19 protein-coding genes and 1 pseudogene are annotated in these 16,932 nt (G+C 67.2%); 9 read left to right on the top strand and 11 right to left on the bottom strand.

The genetic code is table 11. The features are described 5' to 3' along the window. Together ABIS05_RS06765 and ABIS05_RS06760 are read left to right on the top strand one after the other, a co-directional pair. The coding region (locus ABIS05_RS06765; RefSeq protein WP_348010784.1) for a M13 family metallopeptidase at positions 1-826 on the top strand (826 nt) is incomplete at its 5' end. A gap of 503 nt (positions 827-1,329) precedes the next feature. Continuing rightward, positions 1,330-1,470, top strand: a complete 141-nt coding sequence (locus ABIS05_RS06760; RefSeq protein ID WP_348010783.1) for a hypothetical protein — start codon at positions 1,330-1,332, stop codon at positions 1,468-1,470. 3 nt (positions 1,471-1,473) lie between these two features. Here the strand turns inward: ABIS05_RS06760 and ABIS05_RS06755 are convergent, their stop codons facing one another. Then, positions 1,474-1,710: a hypothetical protein gene (locus tag ABIS05_RS06755; RefSeq protein WP_348063229.1), complete on the bottom strand. Its 237-nt coding sequence runs from the start codon at positions 1,708-1,710 to the stop codon at positions 1,474-1,476. On the opposite strand from ABIS05_RS06755, the gene ABIS05_RS28190 reads away from it, so the two are divergent. Beyond that, positions 1,648-2,199, top strand: a complete 552-nt coding sequence (locus ABIS05_RS28190; RefSeq protein WP_407075008.1) for a lasso peptide biosynthesis B2 protein — start codon at positions 1,648-1,650, stop codon at positions 2,197-2,199. The two genes, ABIS05_RS06755 and ABIS05_RS28190, sit on opposite strands and share 63 nt — an antisense overlap. Beyond that, positions 2,186-3,052 carry a hypothetical protein gene (locus tag ABIS05_RS06750; RefSeq protein ID WP_348010781.1) on the top strand — a complete coding sequence of 289 codons (867 nt, stop codon included), beginning with the start codon at positions 2,186-2,188 and terminating at the stop codon, positions 3,050-3,052. Before ABIS05_RS28190 ends, ABIS05_RS06750 begins: the two co-directional genes overlap by 14 nt. Here the strand turns inward: ABIS05_RS06750 and ABIS05_RS28185 are convergent. Together ABIS05_RS28185 and ABIS05_RS06745 are read right to left on the bottom strand one after the other, a co-directional pair. Then, positions 3,039-3,449, bottom strand: a pseudogene (locus ABIS05_RS28185) (RBBP9/YdeN family alpha/beta hydrolase); the annotation flags it as partial. The gene ABIS05_RS06750 and the pseudogene ABIS05_RS28185 overlap by 14 nt on opposite strands. A gap of 225 nt (positions 3,450-3,674) precedes the next feature. Then, positions 3,675-4,025, bottom strand: a complete 351-nt coding sequence (locus ABIS05_RS06745; RefSeq protein WP_348010786.1) for a hypothetical protein — start codon at positions 4,023-4,025, stop codon at positions 3,675-3,677. Between ABIS05_RS06745 and ABIS05_RS06740 the strand changes: the two genes are divergently transcribed. After that, positions 3,924-4,628 carry a M13-type metalloendopeptidase gene (locus ABIS05_RS06740; protein WP_348010780.1) on the top strand — a complete coding sequence of 235 codons (705 nt, stop codon included), beginning with the start codon at positions 3,924-3,926 and terminating at the stop codon, positions 4,626-4,628. The two genes, ABIS05_RS06745 and ABIS05_RS06740, sit on opposite strands and share 102 nt — an antisense overlap. A gap of 7 nt (positions 4,629-4,635) precedes the next feature. Here the strand turns inward: ABIS05_RS06740 and ABIS05_RS06735 are convergent, their stop codons facing one another. The 3 genes from ABIS05_RS06735 to ABIS05_RS06725 form a co-directional block, all read right to left on the bottom strand. Next, positions 4,636-5,592: a glycoside hydrolase family 43 protein gene (locus ABIS05_RS06735; RefSeq protein ID WP_348010779.1), complete on the bottom strand. Its 957-nt coding sequence runs from the start codon at positions 5,590-5,592 to the stop codon at positions 4,636-4,638. 10 nt (positions 5,593-5,602) lie between these two features. Further along, on the bottom strand, positions 5,603-7,903 hold the full coding sequence (locus ABIS05_RS06730) for a glycoside hydrolase family 3 C-terminal domain-containing protein (RefSeq protein WP_348010778.1): 2,301 nt from the start codon (positions 7,901-7,903) through the stop codon (positions 5,603-5,605). Between the two features lie 233 nt (positions 7,904-8,136). Then, on the bottom strand, positions 8,137-9,969 hold the full coding sequence (locus ABIS05_RS06725; protein WP_348010777.1) for a S8 family peptidase: 1,833 nt from the start codon (positions 9,967-9,969) through the stop codon (positions 8,137-8,139). A 443-nt stretch (positions 9,970-10,412) separates the two neighbouring features. On the opposite strand from ABIS05_RS06725, the gene ABIS05_RS06720 reads away from it, so the two are divergent. Further along, positions 10,413-10,874: a hypothetical protein gene (locus ABIS05_RS06720; protein WP_348010776.1), complete on the top strand. Its 462-nt coding sequence runs from the start codon at positions 10,413-10,415 to the stop codon at positions 10,872-10,874. A gap of 11 nt (positions 10,875-10,885) precedes the next feature. On the opposite strand, the gene ABIS05_RS06715 is transcribed toward ABIS05_RS06720, so the two are convergent. The 5 genes from ABIS05_RS06715 to ABIS05_RS06695 form a co-directional block, all read right to left on the bottom strand. Continuing rightward, positions 10,886-11,284, bottom strand: a complete 399-nt coding sequence (locus tag ABIS05_RS06715) for a PfkB family carbohydrate kinase (RefSeq protein WP_348010775.1) — start codon at positions 11,282-11,284, stop codon at positions 10,886-10,888. Between the two features lie 12 nt (positions 11,285-11,296). Then, the gene (locus ABIS05_RS06710; protein ID WP_348010774.1) at positions 11,297-11,485 is read right to left on the bottom strand and encodes a hypothetical protein; all 189 of its coding nucleotides are present in this window, start codon (positions 11,483-11,485) and stop codon (positions 11,297-11,299) included. Positions 11,486-11,495: 10 nt separating this feature from the next. Further along, positions 11,496-12,176: a GH32 C-terminal domain-containing protein gene (locus tag ABIS05_RS06705; protein ID WP_348010773.1), complete on the bottom strand. Its 681-nt coding sequence runs from the start codon at positions 12,174-12,176 to the stop codon at positions 11,496-11,498. A gap of 66 nt (positions 12,177-12,242) precedes the next feature. Then, entirely contained in the window at positions 12,243-12,725 is a 483-nt protein-coding gene (locus ABIS05_RS06700) for a substrate-binding domain-containing protein (protein WP_348010785.1), read from the bottom strand. 21 nt (positions 12,726-12,746) lie between these two features. Next, complete coding sequence (locus tag ABIS05_RS06695; protein WP_348010772.1) at positions 12,747-13,397, bottom strand: TetR/AcrR family transcriptional regulator; 651 nt, start codon at positions 13,395-13,397, stop codon at positions 12,747-12,749. 74 nt (positions 13,398-13,471) lie between these two features. Between ABIS05_RS06695 and ABIS05_RS06690 the strand changes: the two genes are divergently transcribed. The 3 genes from ABIS05_RS06690 to ABIS05_RS06680 all read left to right on the top strand — a co-directional run. Continuing rightward, positions 13,472-14,953, top strand: a complete 1,482-nt coding sequence (locus tag ABIS05_RS06690) for an efflux transporter outer membrane subunit (protein WP_348010771.1) — start codon at positions 13,472-13,474, stop codon at positions 14,951-14,953. Beyond that, complete coding sequence (locus ABIS05_RS06685) at positions 14,950-16,101, top strand: efflux RND transporter periplasmic adaptor subunit (RefSeq protein ID WP_348010770.1); 1,152 nt, start codon at positions 14,950-14,952, stop codon at positions 16,099-16,101. The genes ABIS05_RS06690 and ABIS05_RS06685 overlap by 4 nt, the downstream gene beginning before the upstream one ends. Next, positions 16,098-16,932 (top strand): efflux RND transporter permease subunit (locus ABIS05_RS06680; RefSeq protein ID WP_348010769.1); only part of this gene is annotated, 835 nt, incomplete at its 3' end. The genes ABIS05_RS06685 and ABIS05_RS06680, both read left to right, overlap by 4 nt.

Genomic DNA, 16,932 nt, shown 5'->3' with positions numbered 1-16,932 from the left:
CACCAAGGCCAAGGCGCTGGACAAGCTGGCGCGCATGCAGCCCATGATCGGCGCGCCCGAGAAGTGGCCGCAATACGAAGGCCTGCAACTCAGCAGCAACGACTACGCCGGCAACTGGCTCAAGGCCGCGCTGTGGCACAGCGGCCAGCAGATGAAGGAACTGGACGCCCCGGTCGACCGCGGCCGCTGGCGCACCAGCCCGCACATCGTCAACGCCTTCGCGGGTGGCCTGAACCAGATCACGTTCCCAGCGGGCATCCTGCAGCCGCCCTTCTTCTCGGCATCAGCCGACGACGCCGTCAACTACGGCGGCATCGGCATGGTCATCGGCCATGAGATCACCCACCACTTCGACGACAGCGGCCGCAACTACGACGCGGGCGGCTCGCTGACCGACTGGTGGACCCCTGCCGACGCGGCCGGCTACAAGGCGCGCGCCGACAAGGTGGCGGAGCGCTACGGCGCCATCTCGCCGCTGCCGGGCTACAGCATCAACGGCCGCCTGACCCTGGGCGAGAACATCTCGGACATGTCCGGCCTGCCCATCGCCTACGAGGGGCTGCAACGGGCGCTGAAGCGCAACGGCGGGGCGGACAAGAAGGTGGAGGGCTACACGCCGGCGCAGCGCTTCTTCCTCAGCAATGCGCTGGTGTGGCGCACCAAGGTGCGCACCGAGTTCCTCATCAACCAGCTGCGCACCGACGCGCACTCGCCGGCCAAATACCGCGTGCTGACACCGATGAGCAACTCGCCCTATTTCGCGCAGGCCTTCAGCTGCAAGCCGGGCAGCGCGATGGTGGCGAAGGACCCGCTGACGGTCTGGTGAAGGGCGGGCTGGGAGCACCGGGCAGGGCCGGCACGGCTGGGCGAAGCTCTTGCAAGATAACGAGCGCCGGCGTCGAGAGCAGCTTTTGGCCTGCTCGCGTCGGCGCGAGTCCGCCATATGCTTGTGAGCGGGTGACTTGTAACGGCGGACGCTGAACACAAGCCGCACCGCACGGCAAGGCGGGCGACGAGGGCTCTGCCCCGAGGGCCCTGAAATCCTTTAGTTGCTGCCAGGGACGGCTCGGAACGCAGACCCAATCGGGTTCGCACCCAGAGCTCCAACAGCTCTAGCGCGCCATCTATGGTCTTTCCCGCGCTCGCCGCCACGAGCGCTGCCGCGGCACCGCTGACATGCCTTACCACAGGACCAACGGGACCGACCATGCCCCTGGCGGAGAGCATTCCTCGACCAGTTCCCACTGCAACACTTCCAGTTCTGACGGCTTTGCCCCCCGAAAAGCGTATCCCTTGCTGAGTGATTCAATCCAAGCAAGAGGAAGCGAAATGACGAGGACGAAGACAGGCGCTGCCGGGGCGCGTTACACGCTGGAGTTCAAGCAAGAGGCGGTGCGTCTGGTCGAAGGCGGGCAGAGCATTGCAGCGGCGTCACGCACGCGGCATCGAGAGCGAATCATTGCTGACTGACCCTCAAATGCTGCGACTGAGCTGTGCAGTCCCGAGAAATTCAACCTCGACGCCTGGGTGCAGAAGCTGAAGGTTCAGCACATGCTCCCGGATGCCGGCAACAAGCGGCGGCATGACACCCCGCTCGAGCAACCTGTTGAAAGCCTCGACACCGAGACCCAGGCTGTTGCCCCGGCGATCGGCTGGCGGAGCACGTTCAAACTTGTTCACTCCGCTGCCGTCGCCGCCTTCTGGATCCATCGGCTCAGCCTTTCAGACATCGAAGGCCGCGCGCGTCGCATGCGGCCAACAGCGTTGTCGGACGTAGCGCTTTGCAACGCTGCAAATCTTCGCGATGTCGTCTCGTCGTGCATGCGGATGCGCGCCTTTTTGTTCACGGCGCATGACAAATTCCTCCATGACTCGCTGACCCTGGTGCATTTCCTCGCTAAACAGGGACTGTTCGCCCGATGGGTGGTTGAGGTGCGGACCAGGCCATTTGCGGCGCACTCATGGGTGCAAAGCGGGCACCTGGTGCTCAAGACATGTCTACAAAATGCACGCGTATGCCGCACAGAAACAGCCTGTCTCATGGGAGAGAACAGGCTGATCGGGGCGGGGACTGCGGGGGAACTTCAGGTTAGGGGGAGCGTCCGATTTTCTGACGTTGCGAGCTATGGGTCCACTAGGCTCGGCCTGCACGCGATGGGCTGTGCGGAATTATCGGGAGCTCGCCATGAAATCGATTAGCCGTGTTGTTTCGGGACTGGCGCTCGCAGGGCTGTTGCCCGCTGCCCAGGCCGACAGCTTTGCGTCCGCCGAACTTTCATCCGTGACGCTGACGTTGTTCGATCTTGACGTGTCGGACGGCATCACGCCTTGGATTAAATTTCAAGACAACACGGATCAGACCTATCGGGGCATCGTTTTCATCATGTCGAACAATGAAACGGTGGGCCGTTCTTCCGTCCAGTCGTCGAAAGCCTTCGCGTCGTTTGCTCGACAGCTTTCATCTGCAGGCGTGTCGGCAAGTTCCTCGTTCACCGTGGATGCCACCACGAGGATGGGCGGTACGCATCTGGCTCAGACGAGCGCCGCTTTTGAGGCCGACAATCATCTCGCGTGGGCCGAAGCGTATGGCGCGTTGAATCAGTTCACGATATCGGACAGATCCCTATTGGTGGTCACTGCGACGAGCGTGTTGAGTACCAAGGTGACGCACAGCTGGCTGGGTAGCGGTGAGTACCAGCCCGAGATGGCGAGTGCTGCTACTCGCATCCAGCTGTCTGGGCCGGACGTGGGTGGCACCGGACACCAATTGACAGATTTGGGCAGTGAGATGTATCTGCAATCTCAAAAAACCTGGGACGAAGCAGTTGGGGCTTATCTTTTTTCGCCTGATTCCCGGGAACGATCCAGTTCACTTTCCGGATCGTTCACGAACCTCAGCGGTGCTCCCATGTCAGGTACGTTGGACATGTACGTCAGTGTGACTAGCCGCACGCCCAGTGCTACGTCCGCTGTACCTGAACCGCAGTCGATTTCGCTCGCGTTGATTGGACTGCTCGGTCTCTCGGGCGGCTTGCGCCTTAGGCGCTGCTGATCACACGGCGAAAGCCCATTTGCGGAACTCCGCATTCCGCGGCAGCGGCGCGGCGGGGCGGCCTCGATCCAGCCTTTGGCGATGGAGAAGGAGCCCGAAGCCGGCTTCGGCGTTCATGTGGCCGGCCGCGCTGAGGCAGGGCCTCGGCGAGGTCGAACTGGTCGGGCTCGGCCGGGGCGACGAAGGGGGCCTCGCGGATGGGCGCGTCGGGGCGGTCGGCCAGGTGGCGGGCGACTGCCAGGCAGCCGAAGCTATGGGCGACGGCCAGCCAGTCGCCCTTCTCGTTCGGTGTCCCAGCAACCTCCAGCGTACGCTGGATGCGCTCGGCCCAGCGCTCCAGCTCCGGCCGGCTCGGGTCGCGCTGCGTGACGCGGCGGGCGTCGCGGTACTGGCCCTGCGGCCAGGTCTGTCAATGCGCCGGGCCGCTGTCGTGCAGGCCCGGGATGATAAGGAGTCGCGGCGGCTGGTAGGCAATGAAACTTCACGCCTTTGGTTCGCGCGTGGTCCCGGTTGACGTCCTGCAGTTCGTTCCAGCATGAGGGGCTGGAATGGAACATGGTCGGCGAGTTGGCGTTACCCAGTTGGTGGCTGAACGACCGGTCGTGATCGGTGGCCTTGTCGATCACCGCGCTGCCTGGTCGGCCAGCGCCTGGTAGAACAGACGGTCGCAGGGCAGCAGGATGCTGCCCTGGTGGGAGTAGTTCGGGCCGAACACGTTGCGCGTGCCATCGGCGACGCCGATCCGGAAGGTCTTGGGCACCTCCACCGTGACGGGCTCGCCGCAGCGGTAGGTGCCTGCCTTCAGGTCGTGCGTGACCTGCTCGACCAGGGCTTCACCGGCCTGCGCATGGATGGTGCCGATGTGCGGGGCATGGATGAAGTCCGTCCGAACGTCTTGCGAGATGCGCTTCAGGGCGAGTGCCCAGTCCATGTTCTTGACGAACGTCGCGTCCAGCCCGATGCCTGTCGCCATTTAAGCAGCCCTCCGGTTCGTGACGGCCAACTGCAGCTGACGGCGCCCGGTGAAGTCGGCGCTGAAGTAGCGCGGAAGCTGGGGTCGCCAACTTTGACAAGAGCGCGCGAACTTTGGATCCCCACACCGGCGAGGTCATGCGCCTCGCCCACGGGCTCTATCAACTCGCCGACGCCGCGCTCGATGCTCAGCAGTCCCTGGCAGAAGCGGCCCTGCTGGTACCAAAGGGCGTCGTCTGCCTGGCCTCATCAGCCCTCGCGTTCCACGGCCTCACTGACCAGATGCCGCCAAAGGTCTGGATCGCCATCGGACGCAAGGACTGGCGCCCTCGGGTCAGCTACCTGCCAATCCGCATCACCCGGTTCTCAGATGAGCTTGTGCGCCGCAGCGTCGAGCACAAGAAGATTGCCGGAACGTCAGTACCCGTATTCAGCGTGGCAAAAACGGTCGCCGACTTGTTCCGCTACCGCCGCACGGTGCGCGCACTCGCCGGCCAAATACCGCGTGCCGACACCGATGAGCAACTCGCCCTATTTCGCGCAGGCCTTCAGCTGCAAGCCGGGCAGCGCGATGGTGGCGAAGGACCCGCTGACGGTCTGGTAGCCAGCGATCAGGCGAGTTTGGCCGCGAGCGCTTCAGGCACACGCAGCACCGTGCCATGGCGCGCGTCGGGAGGAAACTGCACCCGCGCGCTCACGTCGTCCCACGTCACAAAGTCGCGCGTGGTGCGGGCGCCGAAGCGGTGCTGCTCGTAGATGTCGTAGTAGACGATGTAGCGGTCACCGAGCCGAATGGCGGTGGGGCCTTCGGTCATGCTTTCGGTGAAGGCAGCGCTGGCTGGGCCGAAGGGCCCCAGTGGCGACGCGGCGCTGGCGGTGCGCAGGTTGCGCTCCACCCGCGCGCCGTTGGTCTCGTCCTTGAAGATCACGCGCACGGCGCCGTCCTCCAGCCTCAGCAACGTGAAGTCGATGGCGTTGAAGCCCGGGTCGAACCACAGCCGTGTCGGCGTGAAGCTGCGGAAATCCCGCGTCGTCGTGCAGTAGGGGCGGTGATCAAGGCCATCGAAATTGGTCTGATTCGTCGCGCCGAACTGGCCCGCGACGCTGCTGGACCAGAAGATGACGAACTGCCGTTTGACCGGGTCGTAGACGCACTCCGGCGCCCAGGTGTTTCGCGTGCCGGCAAAGGCGCGCATGACGGGAATAGCCTGCTGCGGTGACCAGTTGAGCAGGTCACGCGACGTGGCGTGGCCGATCACGTCGCCGAACCAATCCGTGGTCCAAACCATGTGATAGACGCCGTCGGGGCCCAGCGTGATGGACGGGTCACGCATCAGCCGGTTTTCACCGACCGTGGGTGTCAGGTAGCCCGCGCCGTTGCGCAGCGCGGTGAAGGTGTAGCCGTCAGCACTGGTTGCCAGCCGCAGGCCCTCGCGGCCTTCGTCCTTGCCGGTGAAGTAGCACAGCAGCAGCACCTCCTTGCCGCGCGGCGCGGCGCCGATGGCTGATGTCGAGAGCACGCCCCCCGCGCCGATCAGGAAGTCACGTCTATCCAGGTCTAGTCGCACGGCGTTCGCCTCAGTGTTTGCGTGGCTCGACCGTGCGTGCATCCAGATGCACGGTCGCTGTTTCAAGGGTCAGTGCGGCGGACGAGGCCAGCATGACCCGGTAGTCGCCGCCAGCGATCCGCCAGGTGCGGGTCGCGGTGTCGAAGGTGGCCAGCAGCCGGGGATCGATCGTGACCTCGGCCGTCGTGCTCTCGCCCGGCGCCAGCGACACCTTGGTGAAGCCGCCCAGCCGACGCGGCGCCTCCCATCCCGCGCCAGCCACGTAGATATGCGCCACGGTCTTGCCGGCCCGCGAGCCCCGGTTGGTCACGGTGAAGCGTGCCGTCAGGCCCTGGCCGGCCGGGGCGACGGACAGGCCCTTCATGGCAAATTCGCTGTACGACAAGCCGTAGCCAAACGGAAACAGCGGCTTGGCACCCGTCTTGTCGAACCACTTGTAGCCCACCGCCGCACCTTCGATGTCGTAGTTGCTGAGCGGATGGGCGTCGCGGTCCAGCGCTGCATCGCCTTCCACCACCGGGCGCGGCAGTTGCTGCACGGAGGCAGGAAAGGTGACCGGCAGGCGGCCTGACGGATTGACCTCGCCGGTCAGCACGCGGGCGATGGCGTCGCCGCCGGACGTGCCGGAATACCAGGCCTGCAGCGTCGCGCCGACCTTGGGCAACCACGGCATCAGCACCGGGCCGCCGGTTTGCAGCACCACGACGGTGTTGGCATTGGCGCGGGCGACCGCGTCGATCAGCGCGTCCTGCTGATCCGGCAGCGACAGGTCGGGCACGTCGAGAGATTCAGCGGTCCACTGTTCGGCGAACACGATCACCACATCGGCCCCGCGCGCAGCGGCTGCGGCGGCCTTCACATCCTTGCCGTCGAGGTAGGTGACGCGAGCGGTCGTTCGCGCCTGCAAGGCCTTCAACGGCGACGACGGGTGGTAGACCTTGGGCCCCGGGAAGCCCTTGCCGTATTCGTCGGCCACCACCAGGCCGTCGGGCGGCGCGCCACGGCCATAGACCTGGCTGGAGCCGCCCCCCGAGAGCACGCCGACATCGGCATGGGCGCCGACGATCAGGACGTTGCGCACCGACTTGGCCAAGGGCAACAGCTGGCGGTCGTTCTTGAGCAGGACTATGGCTTCCTCGGCGTCGGCGCGGGCCACTGCGGCGTGCGCGGCGTAGTCGATGGTCTCGGCGCGATCACCGGCCACGGGATGGTCGAACAGGCCGTTGGCGAACATCGCCCACAGGATGCGCCGGGCCATGTCGTCCACGCGCGCCGGGCTGACGTGACCGTTGTTGACGGCTTCGCGCAGCGCGTCGCCGAAATAGGGCGAGCGGTCGAACGCCCAGCCGGACTCCTGATCCAGGCCGGCCTGCGCCGCCTGGGTCGTGGAGTGGCCAGCGCCCCAGTCGGTCATCACATAGCCCTTGAAGCCCCAGTCGCGCTTGAGCACCTGGTTGAGCAGCCAGTCGCTCTCGCAGGCATAGGCGCCGTTGACGCGGTTGTAGGCGCACATCACCGCGCCGGGCTGGCCGACTTCATGGGCGATCTCGAAGGCCAGCAGGTCGGACTGGCGGGCGGCTTGCTCGCCGATGCGGTGATCCATGATGAAGCGATTGGTCTCCTGGCCGTTGAAGGCGAAGTGCTTCATCGTCGAGATGACATGCTGGGACTGCACACCCTTGATCTGGCGGCCGGTGATCACGCCCGACAGCAGCGGGTCCTCGCCGCTGTATTCGAAGTTGCGACCATTGCGCGGCTCGCGCACCAGGTTCATGCCGCCCGCCAACAGCACGTTGAAGCCGGACAGGAAGGCCTCGCGCCCGATCATGGCGCCGCCCGTCTCCGCCAGCGCGGGGTTCCAGGTCGCCGCCGTGGCGATGCCCGAGGGCAAGGCAGTCCGCAGGCGCGGCGTTGGCGTGCGAGGGCTCGCAACGCCGATGCCGGCGTCCGTCTGCCACTGCGCAGGAATACCCAGACGCTCGATGCCCGGCACGAACCCCGCCGAGTCGGGCAGAGAGCCCGGGTGCGATTCCCAGTTCTTGATCGGTGACCGCTGCCACTCCGCCTTGCTCGGGAAATAGCCGAACACGAGATGCAGCTTTTCCGCCAGCGTCATCTCCTTGAGCAGCAGCGTGGCGCGCTCCGAAGGGTCTGACTTGGCAGTCATCCACGGTCGCGCCGATGGCGCCGCAGCGGTCGCCCTGGCTTCCTGCGGGGCGTTGTTGGTTGTCTGCGCCCAGGCGGGCACCGCGATGACCGCAGCAGCCAGCAACGCGGCGTGCCATTTGTGAGACCCAGCTTGTGTCGTCAATCGTGCTCCTCGTCTTGAGGCGCTGAATGTAGGCGAACCGTCCACCGACCGTCAGGTCACCGGCACGGTTTCCGGCACGAAGTTCGGGATCCGCAGTCCGGGCAGGATCGTCAACATCGTGTTGTCACGGCCATGTGGGCTGGCGGGCAAAAGGCGGGTCGTCCCGCCTTCTTCCCGTTTTGCCCGCATGCTTCACGCCACGGATGGCGGACCGACAAGGGTTCGAGGACGCCTCACCACTGCAGCTTCAGCGTGTACGCCCCGGTCCCGCTGTAACGCAGCACCTGCACGTACAGCGTCACCGCGCTGGAGCCGCCGTTGGCATAGCTCGCGCTGTCCACCTGCCCCGCCGCCTTCTCGCTCTTGGCCAGCGTCGTCCCCGAGCTGTTCTTCACGTAGAGATCGAAATCCGTGCTGCCGTTGGTCATCGTCAGCGTCGAAGCCAGCGTCTTGCCCGCCGGCAAGGTCACCTTGAAGTAGTCGGTGTCGCTGCTGGAGCTGATGGTGCCCGCCACATTGGCCGGCGCCGAGACGGTGTTGGCCGTCGCGATGCTGCCGTTCGACTCAGTCTCGTTGACCGTCGGCAGCCCCCCCGTGCCGCTGATGGCCGCCACCGCTGCCGCCGCGTCGAGGATGCCCGAGCCGCATTGCGAGCAGGTAGCCGGGAAGGCGCGCGCGCTGCTCTGCAACGCCGCCTTGACCTGGTCAGGCGTGGCCGTGGGCTTGGCGCTCAGCATCAGCGCAACGACGCCGGCCACATGGGGCGTGGCCATGGACGTGCCCTGGTACCAGGCGTAGCTGTCCGCGCCGGGGCTCTGCGCGCCGGCGTTCAGCGTGCTCAGGATGCCGTTGCTGCTGGACGAGCGCACATCGCCGCCCGGTGCCGCCAGCGTGACGATGGCGCCGTAGTTGGAGTAGTAGGCGCGACCGCCGGTGCGATTGGTCGCAGCGACGGTGACGACACCGGCGCAGTTGGCCGGGCTGGAGTTGCTGGCGTTCTGGTTCTCGTTGCCGGCTGCCACGACGACGACGGTGTTGCGCGAACGGGCGCTGTTGATGGCGTTCTGCGAGGTGGTGTCGCAGCTACCGCCGCCACCCAGCGACAGGTTGATGACGCGCGACGGCGTCGCGTTCGTCGGCAGGCCCGAGACCGTGCCGCCCGAAGCCCAGACCATGCCGTCGGCAATGTCCGAGGTGTAGCCGCCGCACTTGCCCAGCACGCGGACGGGCTGGATCTTGGCGTTGAAAGCAATGCCGGCCACGCCCAGCGCGTTGTTCGTCTTGGCCGCGATGGTGCCGGCCACGTGGGTACCGTGCCAGCTCGAACCGCTGGCTGGATCGCCGGCTGAGCATTCGTTGGCCGCCGTCCAGTCGCCCGGGTCGCTGGGGTCGCTGTCGCGGCCGTTGCCGTCGTTGGAGACGGCGGTGTCGTTGATCATGTCGTAGCCGGCCACAGTCTGGCCCGACAGGTCGGCGTGCGGTCGGATTCCGGTGTCGATGACCGCCACGACGATGCCCGAGCCGGTCGCCAGATCCCAGGCCGCCGGAGCGCGGATGCCGCCGGTCGTCTCGTACAGATCCCACTGCGAGCTGTAGCTTGAGTCGTTGGGCGTGAACAGCGGGTACATCTTGCGGTCGGGCTCCGCGTACGCGATGTTGGCGTCGCTCGCCTTCAGCTCGGCGGCCAGGCGCTCCAGCTCGCCGTTGGCGAGGGCGCGGTCGAGCTTGAAGACGTGGGCGCCGGTGCCCGTCTGGCGCAGCAGCCGCGCCTGGGCGCCGTGCAACGCCAGCCTGGCATTGATGGCCCCCAGCCGGCCGGACAAGGCCGTCGCATCGACGCTGCGGGCGCGCAGCACGCGGTGGTCGGCCGTGTCACCCGCTGCGGCCTCGGCCGCGTCGCGGTAGCCGACGATCAGCCGGTCGGTGGCTGGCACCGCGCGCTGCACGATGCTGGCAATGCCCAGATCAACCTGGGCGTTGGACACGCCGGCCTGGCCGGCTCCCGCCGCCAGCAGCCCGCAGGCCAGTGCGATCAGGGATCTTCTGTTGACGCAATCGAATCTCATTGGGGGGTTCCACAAAAATCGCCGTGGCGGACGGCTCGCCGGCTCGGCCCGTGGGATCTCCACATGGGGCGCCGCGTTGTTCACGGCTTGGCGCGTTCCGAAGCAAGCTGAAGTTTTGCGATTTCGCGAAACCCCGCTTGTCACCGCACGTGGGGACGTGAAGGCCCTAGTGCGGTGTTGCGCGCTGTCCAGCCGTCAAACACGCAACACCACACGAACGGGCAAGCCCTGATGGCGATCCTTCGTGACGAATGACATGGGCGCCGCCCAAGCCACGCGTTCGTCGCGACCTCAGTTCAGCTGCGGTTTTTTACGGCCCGTCGCACGCGGGCAGCAACTCATCGCTTGCGCCTTGGGTCCGCTCGACCGTGCACCTAGCCTGAGCACAGGTCGACGCAATTCCGCGTCTCCAGTCCCCCCACCGCACTGCCCAGGAGTTCCCCATGTCCGCCCTCACTTTCAATCGCCGCCTGCTCGCCGGCCTCGCCACGTTGACGCTTGCCGCCGCGCCTGCATGGGCCCAGTCCAACGCCGTAGAGCGCGTCGAGATTCGCGGTCGCATCGTCGATGCAACCGCGCGCTACGACGTCCATGCGGCGTGCGACAACCTCGACGAGCAACTGCTCAGTGCGCTGGCGCGCACCTGGGCCGACGAGGGCCGCTACGGCGAGGTCAAGGTGCAACTGGTGTTGGAGAACGGCCGCATCGGCACCGTCAAGGCGCAGGGCATCTCCATCGCGATGGCGCGCAAGGTGCGCGCCGCCGTGAACCGCCTCTCATGCACCGGTCAGGACACCGCCGGCGCCGAGATCTACCGCTTCAGCGTCGACTTCACCGACCCAGAAGCTCCGGCCAGCAATGAAACACGCACCGCCAGCTCAGGCCGCGTGCGCATCAGCGGCTGACCCTGCAGATCTCAAGCCTGCAGTTCTGCCCGCCTCGGGAGGTCCGCGCCGCGACGTGTGCAGGTCATCGCGGCGGCGGCCGATGCGAACGCCAGCGCCGACCGCAACTGAGCGGCGGTGATTGAGGAGACGGCCTCGATAGAAAGAAGCCCCTCCTCGCTGAGCCAAGTCAGCAGTGCAGCTTGGAAGGTGTCGCCAGCGCCGACGGTGTCGACGACATCAATGGGGTGCGCATCGGCATGGACCACATCACGCTTGGTGAATGCAATGGCGCCCTCACCGCCGCGCGCGACGACAACCAAGCTGCAGCCCAGTTCGAGCCACGCATCGGCCACGTCGTGAATCGGCGTGTCCGGGCACAGCAGGTGGAGATCCTCCGAGCTCACCTTGACCAGATGCGCGCCGCTCACGGCGTCGAGTGCCTAGTTGAGCCGATCTCCCAGAAATCCGCTCGACAACCCGCCAAAGAAGGCTGCTCGTTGATTCAATCGTGCCAGCCCGACGGCCACGTTGAACGGCGACCTGCCCACACGGGCATCGAGCAGCACACCAGAAGCTGTCTCGCGTTCAGCGAACACAGCCATCAGGGCTTCACCACAGACCAAAAACATAGCAGCGTCCTCAGGTGATCTGGACCGCGGCGGTGTACATCGCGCTGCGCACGAAGCTCATCTCGAACAGCTGAACTGTCGGGTCCTCCGAGCCATGGAAGAAGCCGAGTTCGGTGGCCGCCGGGGCCGCGTAGACAAGGTCGGAGATGGCGACCAGACCCTCTTCGGCAAACACCTCCAGCGTGCTGCCGTCCACCCATATCTCCAGATGGATGTCTGCGGACTCAAGGATGCGCGGGGCGTCGTGACGCTCGGACTGCCCGGACACGACCGCCGTGGACGTGACCACCGGCGAGAAGAACACGGTGCGCAAGGCGACGCGGCCGCGGAACTTCTGGTTCACCCACAGCGCCATCGCAAAGGCCAGGCTGCACTGCGGCGGAACCACCAGCAACGCGAACAGGAAGGTGTTGACGATGGAGCGCAGGAACTGCGGGTCCCGCCACCGATCAGGTAGCGCGTGCCGATGCGGTACATCGAGGTGGCATCTGCCGCCGCCTCGCTCGTGGGCATCAGGCCGGTCTCTGCCGAGAACGCCGCAATCTCGGGCGTGCTGATGAGGTGCTCGATGAATTGACGCGCGCCGTCGGGATGGGGGCAACTGCTGGAAATCGCCCACTGCCAGGAGCCGGCGCCGATGCGCGGCTTCGCGCTGAATGCTCGCTATCGCCGGTTTCGTGGCGCCAGACATGCAGGTCCTGTGGCGCCGCATGCGCAGCCAAGGTGGCCACGCTGAGGGCCACTGCGATCAAACGAATCACCTGCCACTCCCGCGCGCGGCAACGGCCGCAACCGACGCGCGCAGCTGCACGTCGCAGCGCTCCTTGTGCTTGCCGGTTGGAGTCGGGTCGCAGGCAAGCTCGGCGGCGCGCATGCCCATCTGCAGGTAGGGCAGCCGCACGCTGGTGAGCGGCGGATCGGTGGCGTGAACGAGCATGGGGTGATCGTCGAAGCCGAGCACGGAGATTTGGTTGGGCACCGCGATCTGCCGCTTGTGCAGGCACTGGATGATGCGGGCGGCCATCTTGTCGTTGCCGGCCACGATGGCCGTCGGCTTGTGCTTGAGCAGCGCGGCGCCAACCAGCGCATCGATGGCGGCGAAATCATCCTCCGCGCTGGCGCCTTGCGAGCCCTGGATGAAGATCGGCTCCGGTGCGTCATGGTCGCGCACCGCCTTCAGGTAGCCACGGTGTCGCAACTGCGTGGCGCGCATGTCCGCAAAGAGCTCGAACACGACGATGCGGCGGTGCTTACCGAAGCGTCATGCAGTTGTCGCGAAAGCCGCCATGAATACCCTGACGGCCTCCCGCAACAATGCCCGGTTTTCCCGCGCATCGGGCATGTCGAGCATCAGCAGACCGCGGATGTGGCCATCGCCCAGGAACATCGCCAGGAACAGGTCGGCTGCCTGGCGCGGCTGCCGCACCTTCAGCGCGCCCGCCGCGTCCGCGCGGCGCAGATAGGCCGCCAAATCGCCGATCAGCCGATCCGCGCCTTGCCGGTAGAAGGCCCGGCAGGCCTCGGGCTGGGTGCCGGCCGCGCCGTACAGCGAGCGGAACTGGCCGAGCGCGTCACCCTCCCGGGCCAGCGCCAGAAACTGCTCGCCGACGGCCAGCAGTGCCTTCTCGGGCTGGGTGGGGTCCAGCGCCTGCGCACCGGCCAGGCCGCCCACCACGCCCTCGGTGCGCTCGCGGATCACCGCCTCAAACAACCCCTCCTTGGACGTGAAGTGGCTGTAGACGGTCATCTTCGAGACACCGGCCTCGGCAGCGATGGCTTCCATGCTGGCGCGCGCCAGACCGTGTGCATTGAAGTGGCGGTTTGCCGCTTCCAGGATGCGCCGGCAGCGCTCGGGGTCGCGCGGCCTGCCGCGAGGCAGTTTGGGCGCGTCGTCACTTTTGCTTGTGGGCATTTTATTTAATGTACTTGACAGTCCAGTATAGCCAGCTACATTTACTGTACTAAATCGTCCACTAACTAAGCGCCATGCCATCTTCCTCGCTTCGCAGCCGCACCCCGGGCGCCTGGGGCGTCCGCTCTGTCGCTCTGGCAGCGCTGGTCTTTCTGTCGGCCTGCGCAGCACCGCCGGTGCAGCCCCCGGTGCCATCGGTGCCCTTGAGCGCCACCTTTGCACAGGCCGGGCTGTCGACGGCCGCCGGCCCGCTGGACAGCGCCTGGTGGGCGGGCTATGCCGATGCCACGCTGACGGCGCTGGTCGAGCAGGCACTGGCCGCCAACCAGGACGTGGCCATCGCGCTGCAACGTGTTGCCCAGGCCCATGCGGGCCGTGATGCGAAGGGGTCGCGCTTGTTGCCGACGGTCGGGCTGCAGGCTTCGGCCTCGAACAGCGAGAGCGGCCTGCCGGCAGCGGTCAAGCAAGGCCAGCCCGACACCCGGGCACTGCGGGTGGGTGTTGACGTGGCGTGGGAGATCGATCTGGCGGGCGGCGTGCGCGCTGCGCGCGATGCGGCCCAGGCCGATGCCGTGGCCGCAGCGGCGGGTGTGGACGGCGCGCGGCTGCTGGTGGCCAGCGAGGTGGCGCGGCAGTACTACGTGCTGCGGGGTGCGGAGCAGCGGCTGCGCATCGTGCAGGCCCTGGCCGCCGCCCAGCAGGAGACGGCCAGCCGCGTGGCCAGCCGCCTGCGCGAAGGCGAGGCCAGCGCGTTTGACCTGGACCGCGCCCGCGCCGAGGCCGAGGCGCTGGACGCACAAGTGCCCGCGCTGCGCATGCTGGCCGGCGTCTCGCAGACGCGCCTGGCCGTGCTGCTGGGCCGCAACCCGTCGGCCCGTGTCGTCGACGACCCGGGCGCAGGTTTTGCCTGGCCCGCCATGCGAGAGATCGGCACCGGCCAGCCCAGCGAACTGCTGAAGCGCCGCCCCGACCTGATCGCTGCCGAAGGGCGGGTGGCGGCCGAGACGCTGCGTGGCGCCGAGGCCCGCGCCCAGTGGTGGCCCAAGCTCTTCTTGAGCGCGCTGATCGGCCGCCAGGACCTGAGCCTTAACGCGCTCGATCTGGCGCCAGTTCACTTCTCTAACGTCGCGCTGGCCTTTGCGGCGCCCATCTTCAACGCCGGCCGCATCGATGCGGGCATCCGCGTGCAATCGGCGCGCGCCGAGGAGGCGCTGCTGGCCTGGCAGAAGGCGGTGCTGGTGGCCGTGCAGGAGGTCGAGGACAGCCTGCTCGTGCGCAACCAGGAGGCCGAGCGCAACGCCGCGTTGGCCCGCACCGTCGAGCACCGCCGCCGCTCGCTGCAGCGTGCCCAGTCGCTGCAGCGCGAAGGCCAGATCGACCTGCTGACGCTGCTGGACGTGCAGCGCTCGGTGCTGGCCAGCGAACTTGCCTTGTCGGACAGCCAGCTTCAGCAAGTGCTGGCCGACGTGCAGCTCTACAAGGCCCTGGGCGGGGGCTTTGCGCCCGCCCAGGCCAGCACCGCCATGACTTCTCTTGCCGCAAGGACACCCCAATGAACAGGACCTTCTCCGCCGTGTCGCTCACGGCCATCGCCGCCGCCGTGCTGTTGGCCGGTTGCGGCCAGCCGCCGGCTCCCGCGGCCGTCGTCAAGCCGGTTTTCGTGACCACCGCTACGCCTGCGGGTGTCGCCCAGACCCGCAGCTTCACTTCCGTGGTGCGGGCGCGCGTCGAGACCGAGCTGGGCTTTCGCACCGGCGGCAAGGTGGTGGACCGGCTGGTCGAAGTGGGTGACGTGGTGAAGGCCGGCCAGGCTTTGGCGCGGCTGGACCCGGCCGACTACCGTCTCGGCGTGAGCGCCGCTGCCGACCAGGTGCAGGCGGCTGCTGTGGATGCGCAACAGGCCCAATCCGACGAGGCGCGCTTTCGCCGCCTGCTGGCCGACGGCTCGGTGGGCGCGGCCGACCACGAACGCCAGAAGGCCCGCGCCGATGCCGCCGCAGCCCGCCTGGACCATGCCAAGCGCCAGCTCGACCTGGCCAGCAACCGCGAGGGCTACACCACGCTGGTGGCGCCGTATGCCGGCGTGGTGACCACGCTGCGCTTTGAACGCGGACAGGTCGTCGCCGAAGGCCAACGCGTCTTGTCACTGGCCCGCGATGGCGAGCGCGAGATCGTTGCCGATCTGCCCGAGGAATGGATGGGCCAGGCGCGCAAGCTGACCGCCGTGGCCACGCCGTGGCAAGACACCGTGAATGCCGCGAATGACCCGAAGGCGCCGCTGCGGCTGGTGCTGCGCGAACTCTCGCCCTTGGCCAGCGCGCAGGGCCGGACCTTCCGCGTGCGCTACGCGGCGGCCCCGGAGTCGCGCGCGCAGGTCGCCACGCTGCCGCTGGGCAGCACCATGCAGCTGAAGCTGTCGGGGCCGGCCACCGGAGCGGCCGCAATGGCCGTGCCCGTCACCGCGCTGGTGAAGGGCAGCGGGTCGGCGGGTGTCTGGGTGCTGAATGCCAAGGGCTCCGGCGTGGTGTTCACCCCCGTGCAGGTGGTGGCAACCCACGACGCATCCGTGCACGTCACCGGCCTCGCGACCGGCAGCCGGGTGGTCAGCGTCGGCGCGCAGAAGCTGGATGCCGGCCTCACCGTGCGCGCCGTCGATCGGCCCGCGGAAGCCACAGCGGCGGCCGCCACCAAGAGCACGTCATGAAGAACTTCAATCTGTCGCACTGGGCCGTCACGCACCGGCCAATGGTGCTGTTCCTGATCATCGCGACGCTGATCGTCGGCGCCCTGTCCTTCAACCGGCTGGGCCGGCTGGAAGACCCCAACTTCGACGTGCCGCAGATGACAGCCGTCGTCGTGTGGCCGGGCGCCACGGCGCAGGACGTGCAGGACCAGGTGCTCAACCGCATCGAGCGCCGCCTGCAGGAGCTGGACCATTTCGAATACGTGCGCAGCTTCTCGCGCCAGGGCTATGGCGGCATCACGCTGTGGATGAAGGGCGGCAGCAGCAAGGCCGAGCTGGACAACGCCTGGTACCAGGCACGCAAGAAGATTGCCGACGTGCGCCAGGAGTTCCCCGAGGGCGTGCGCGGGCCGTTCTTCAACGACGAGTACAACGACCGCTACAGCGTGCTGTACGCGATGAGCGCGCCCGAGCTGTCGATGGCCGAGTTGCTGACGCTCACCGAAGACGTGAAGCGGCGCCTGCAAAGCGTGGCCGGCGTGGGCAAGGTCGATGTGCTGGGCAAGCAGGCCGAGCGCGTCTACGTGGAGGTGTCCACGCGACGCCTGGCAGCGCTGGGCATCGCGCCCACGGCCGTGTTTGAGGCGCTGGCGCGCCAGAACATCGTGGCGCCGGCCGGTTCGGTGGATGCCACGCACGACCGCGTGCAGGTGCGCGTGGACGGTGGCTTGCGCAGCACCGCCGATGTCGGCAACGTGACGCTGGAAGTGGGCGGCCAGTTGCTGCGCCTGGCAGACATCGCCACCGTGCGCGCCGGCTACGAGGACCCGCCGAGCATGACCATCCGCCACA

Source organism: Roseateles sp., from assembly GCF_039929605.1.
Classification (GTDB): domain Bacteria; phylum Pseudomonadota; class Gammaproteobacteria; order Burkholderiales; family Burkholderiaceae_C; genus Pelomonas.
The sequence above is the reverse complement of the archived record's forward strand: the minus strand, read 5'-3'. Positions and strand labels throughout refer to the sequence as shown.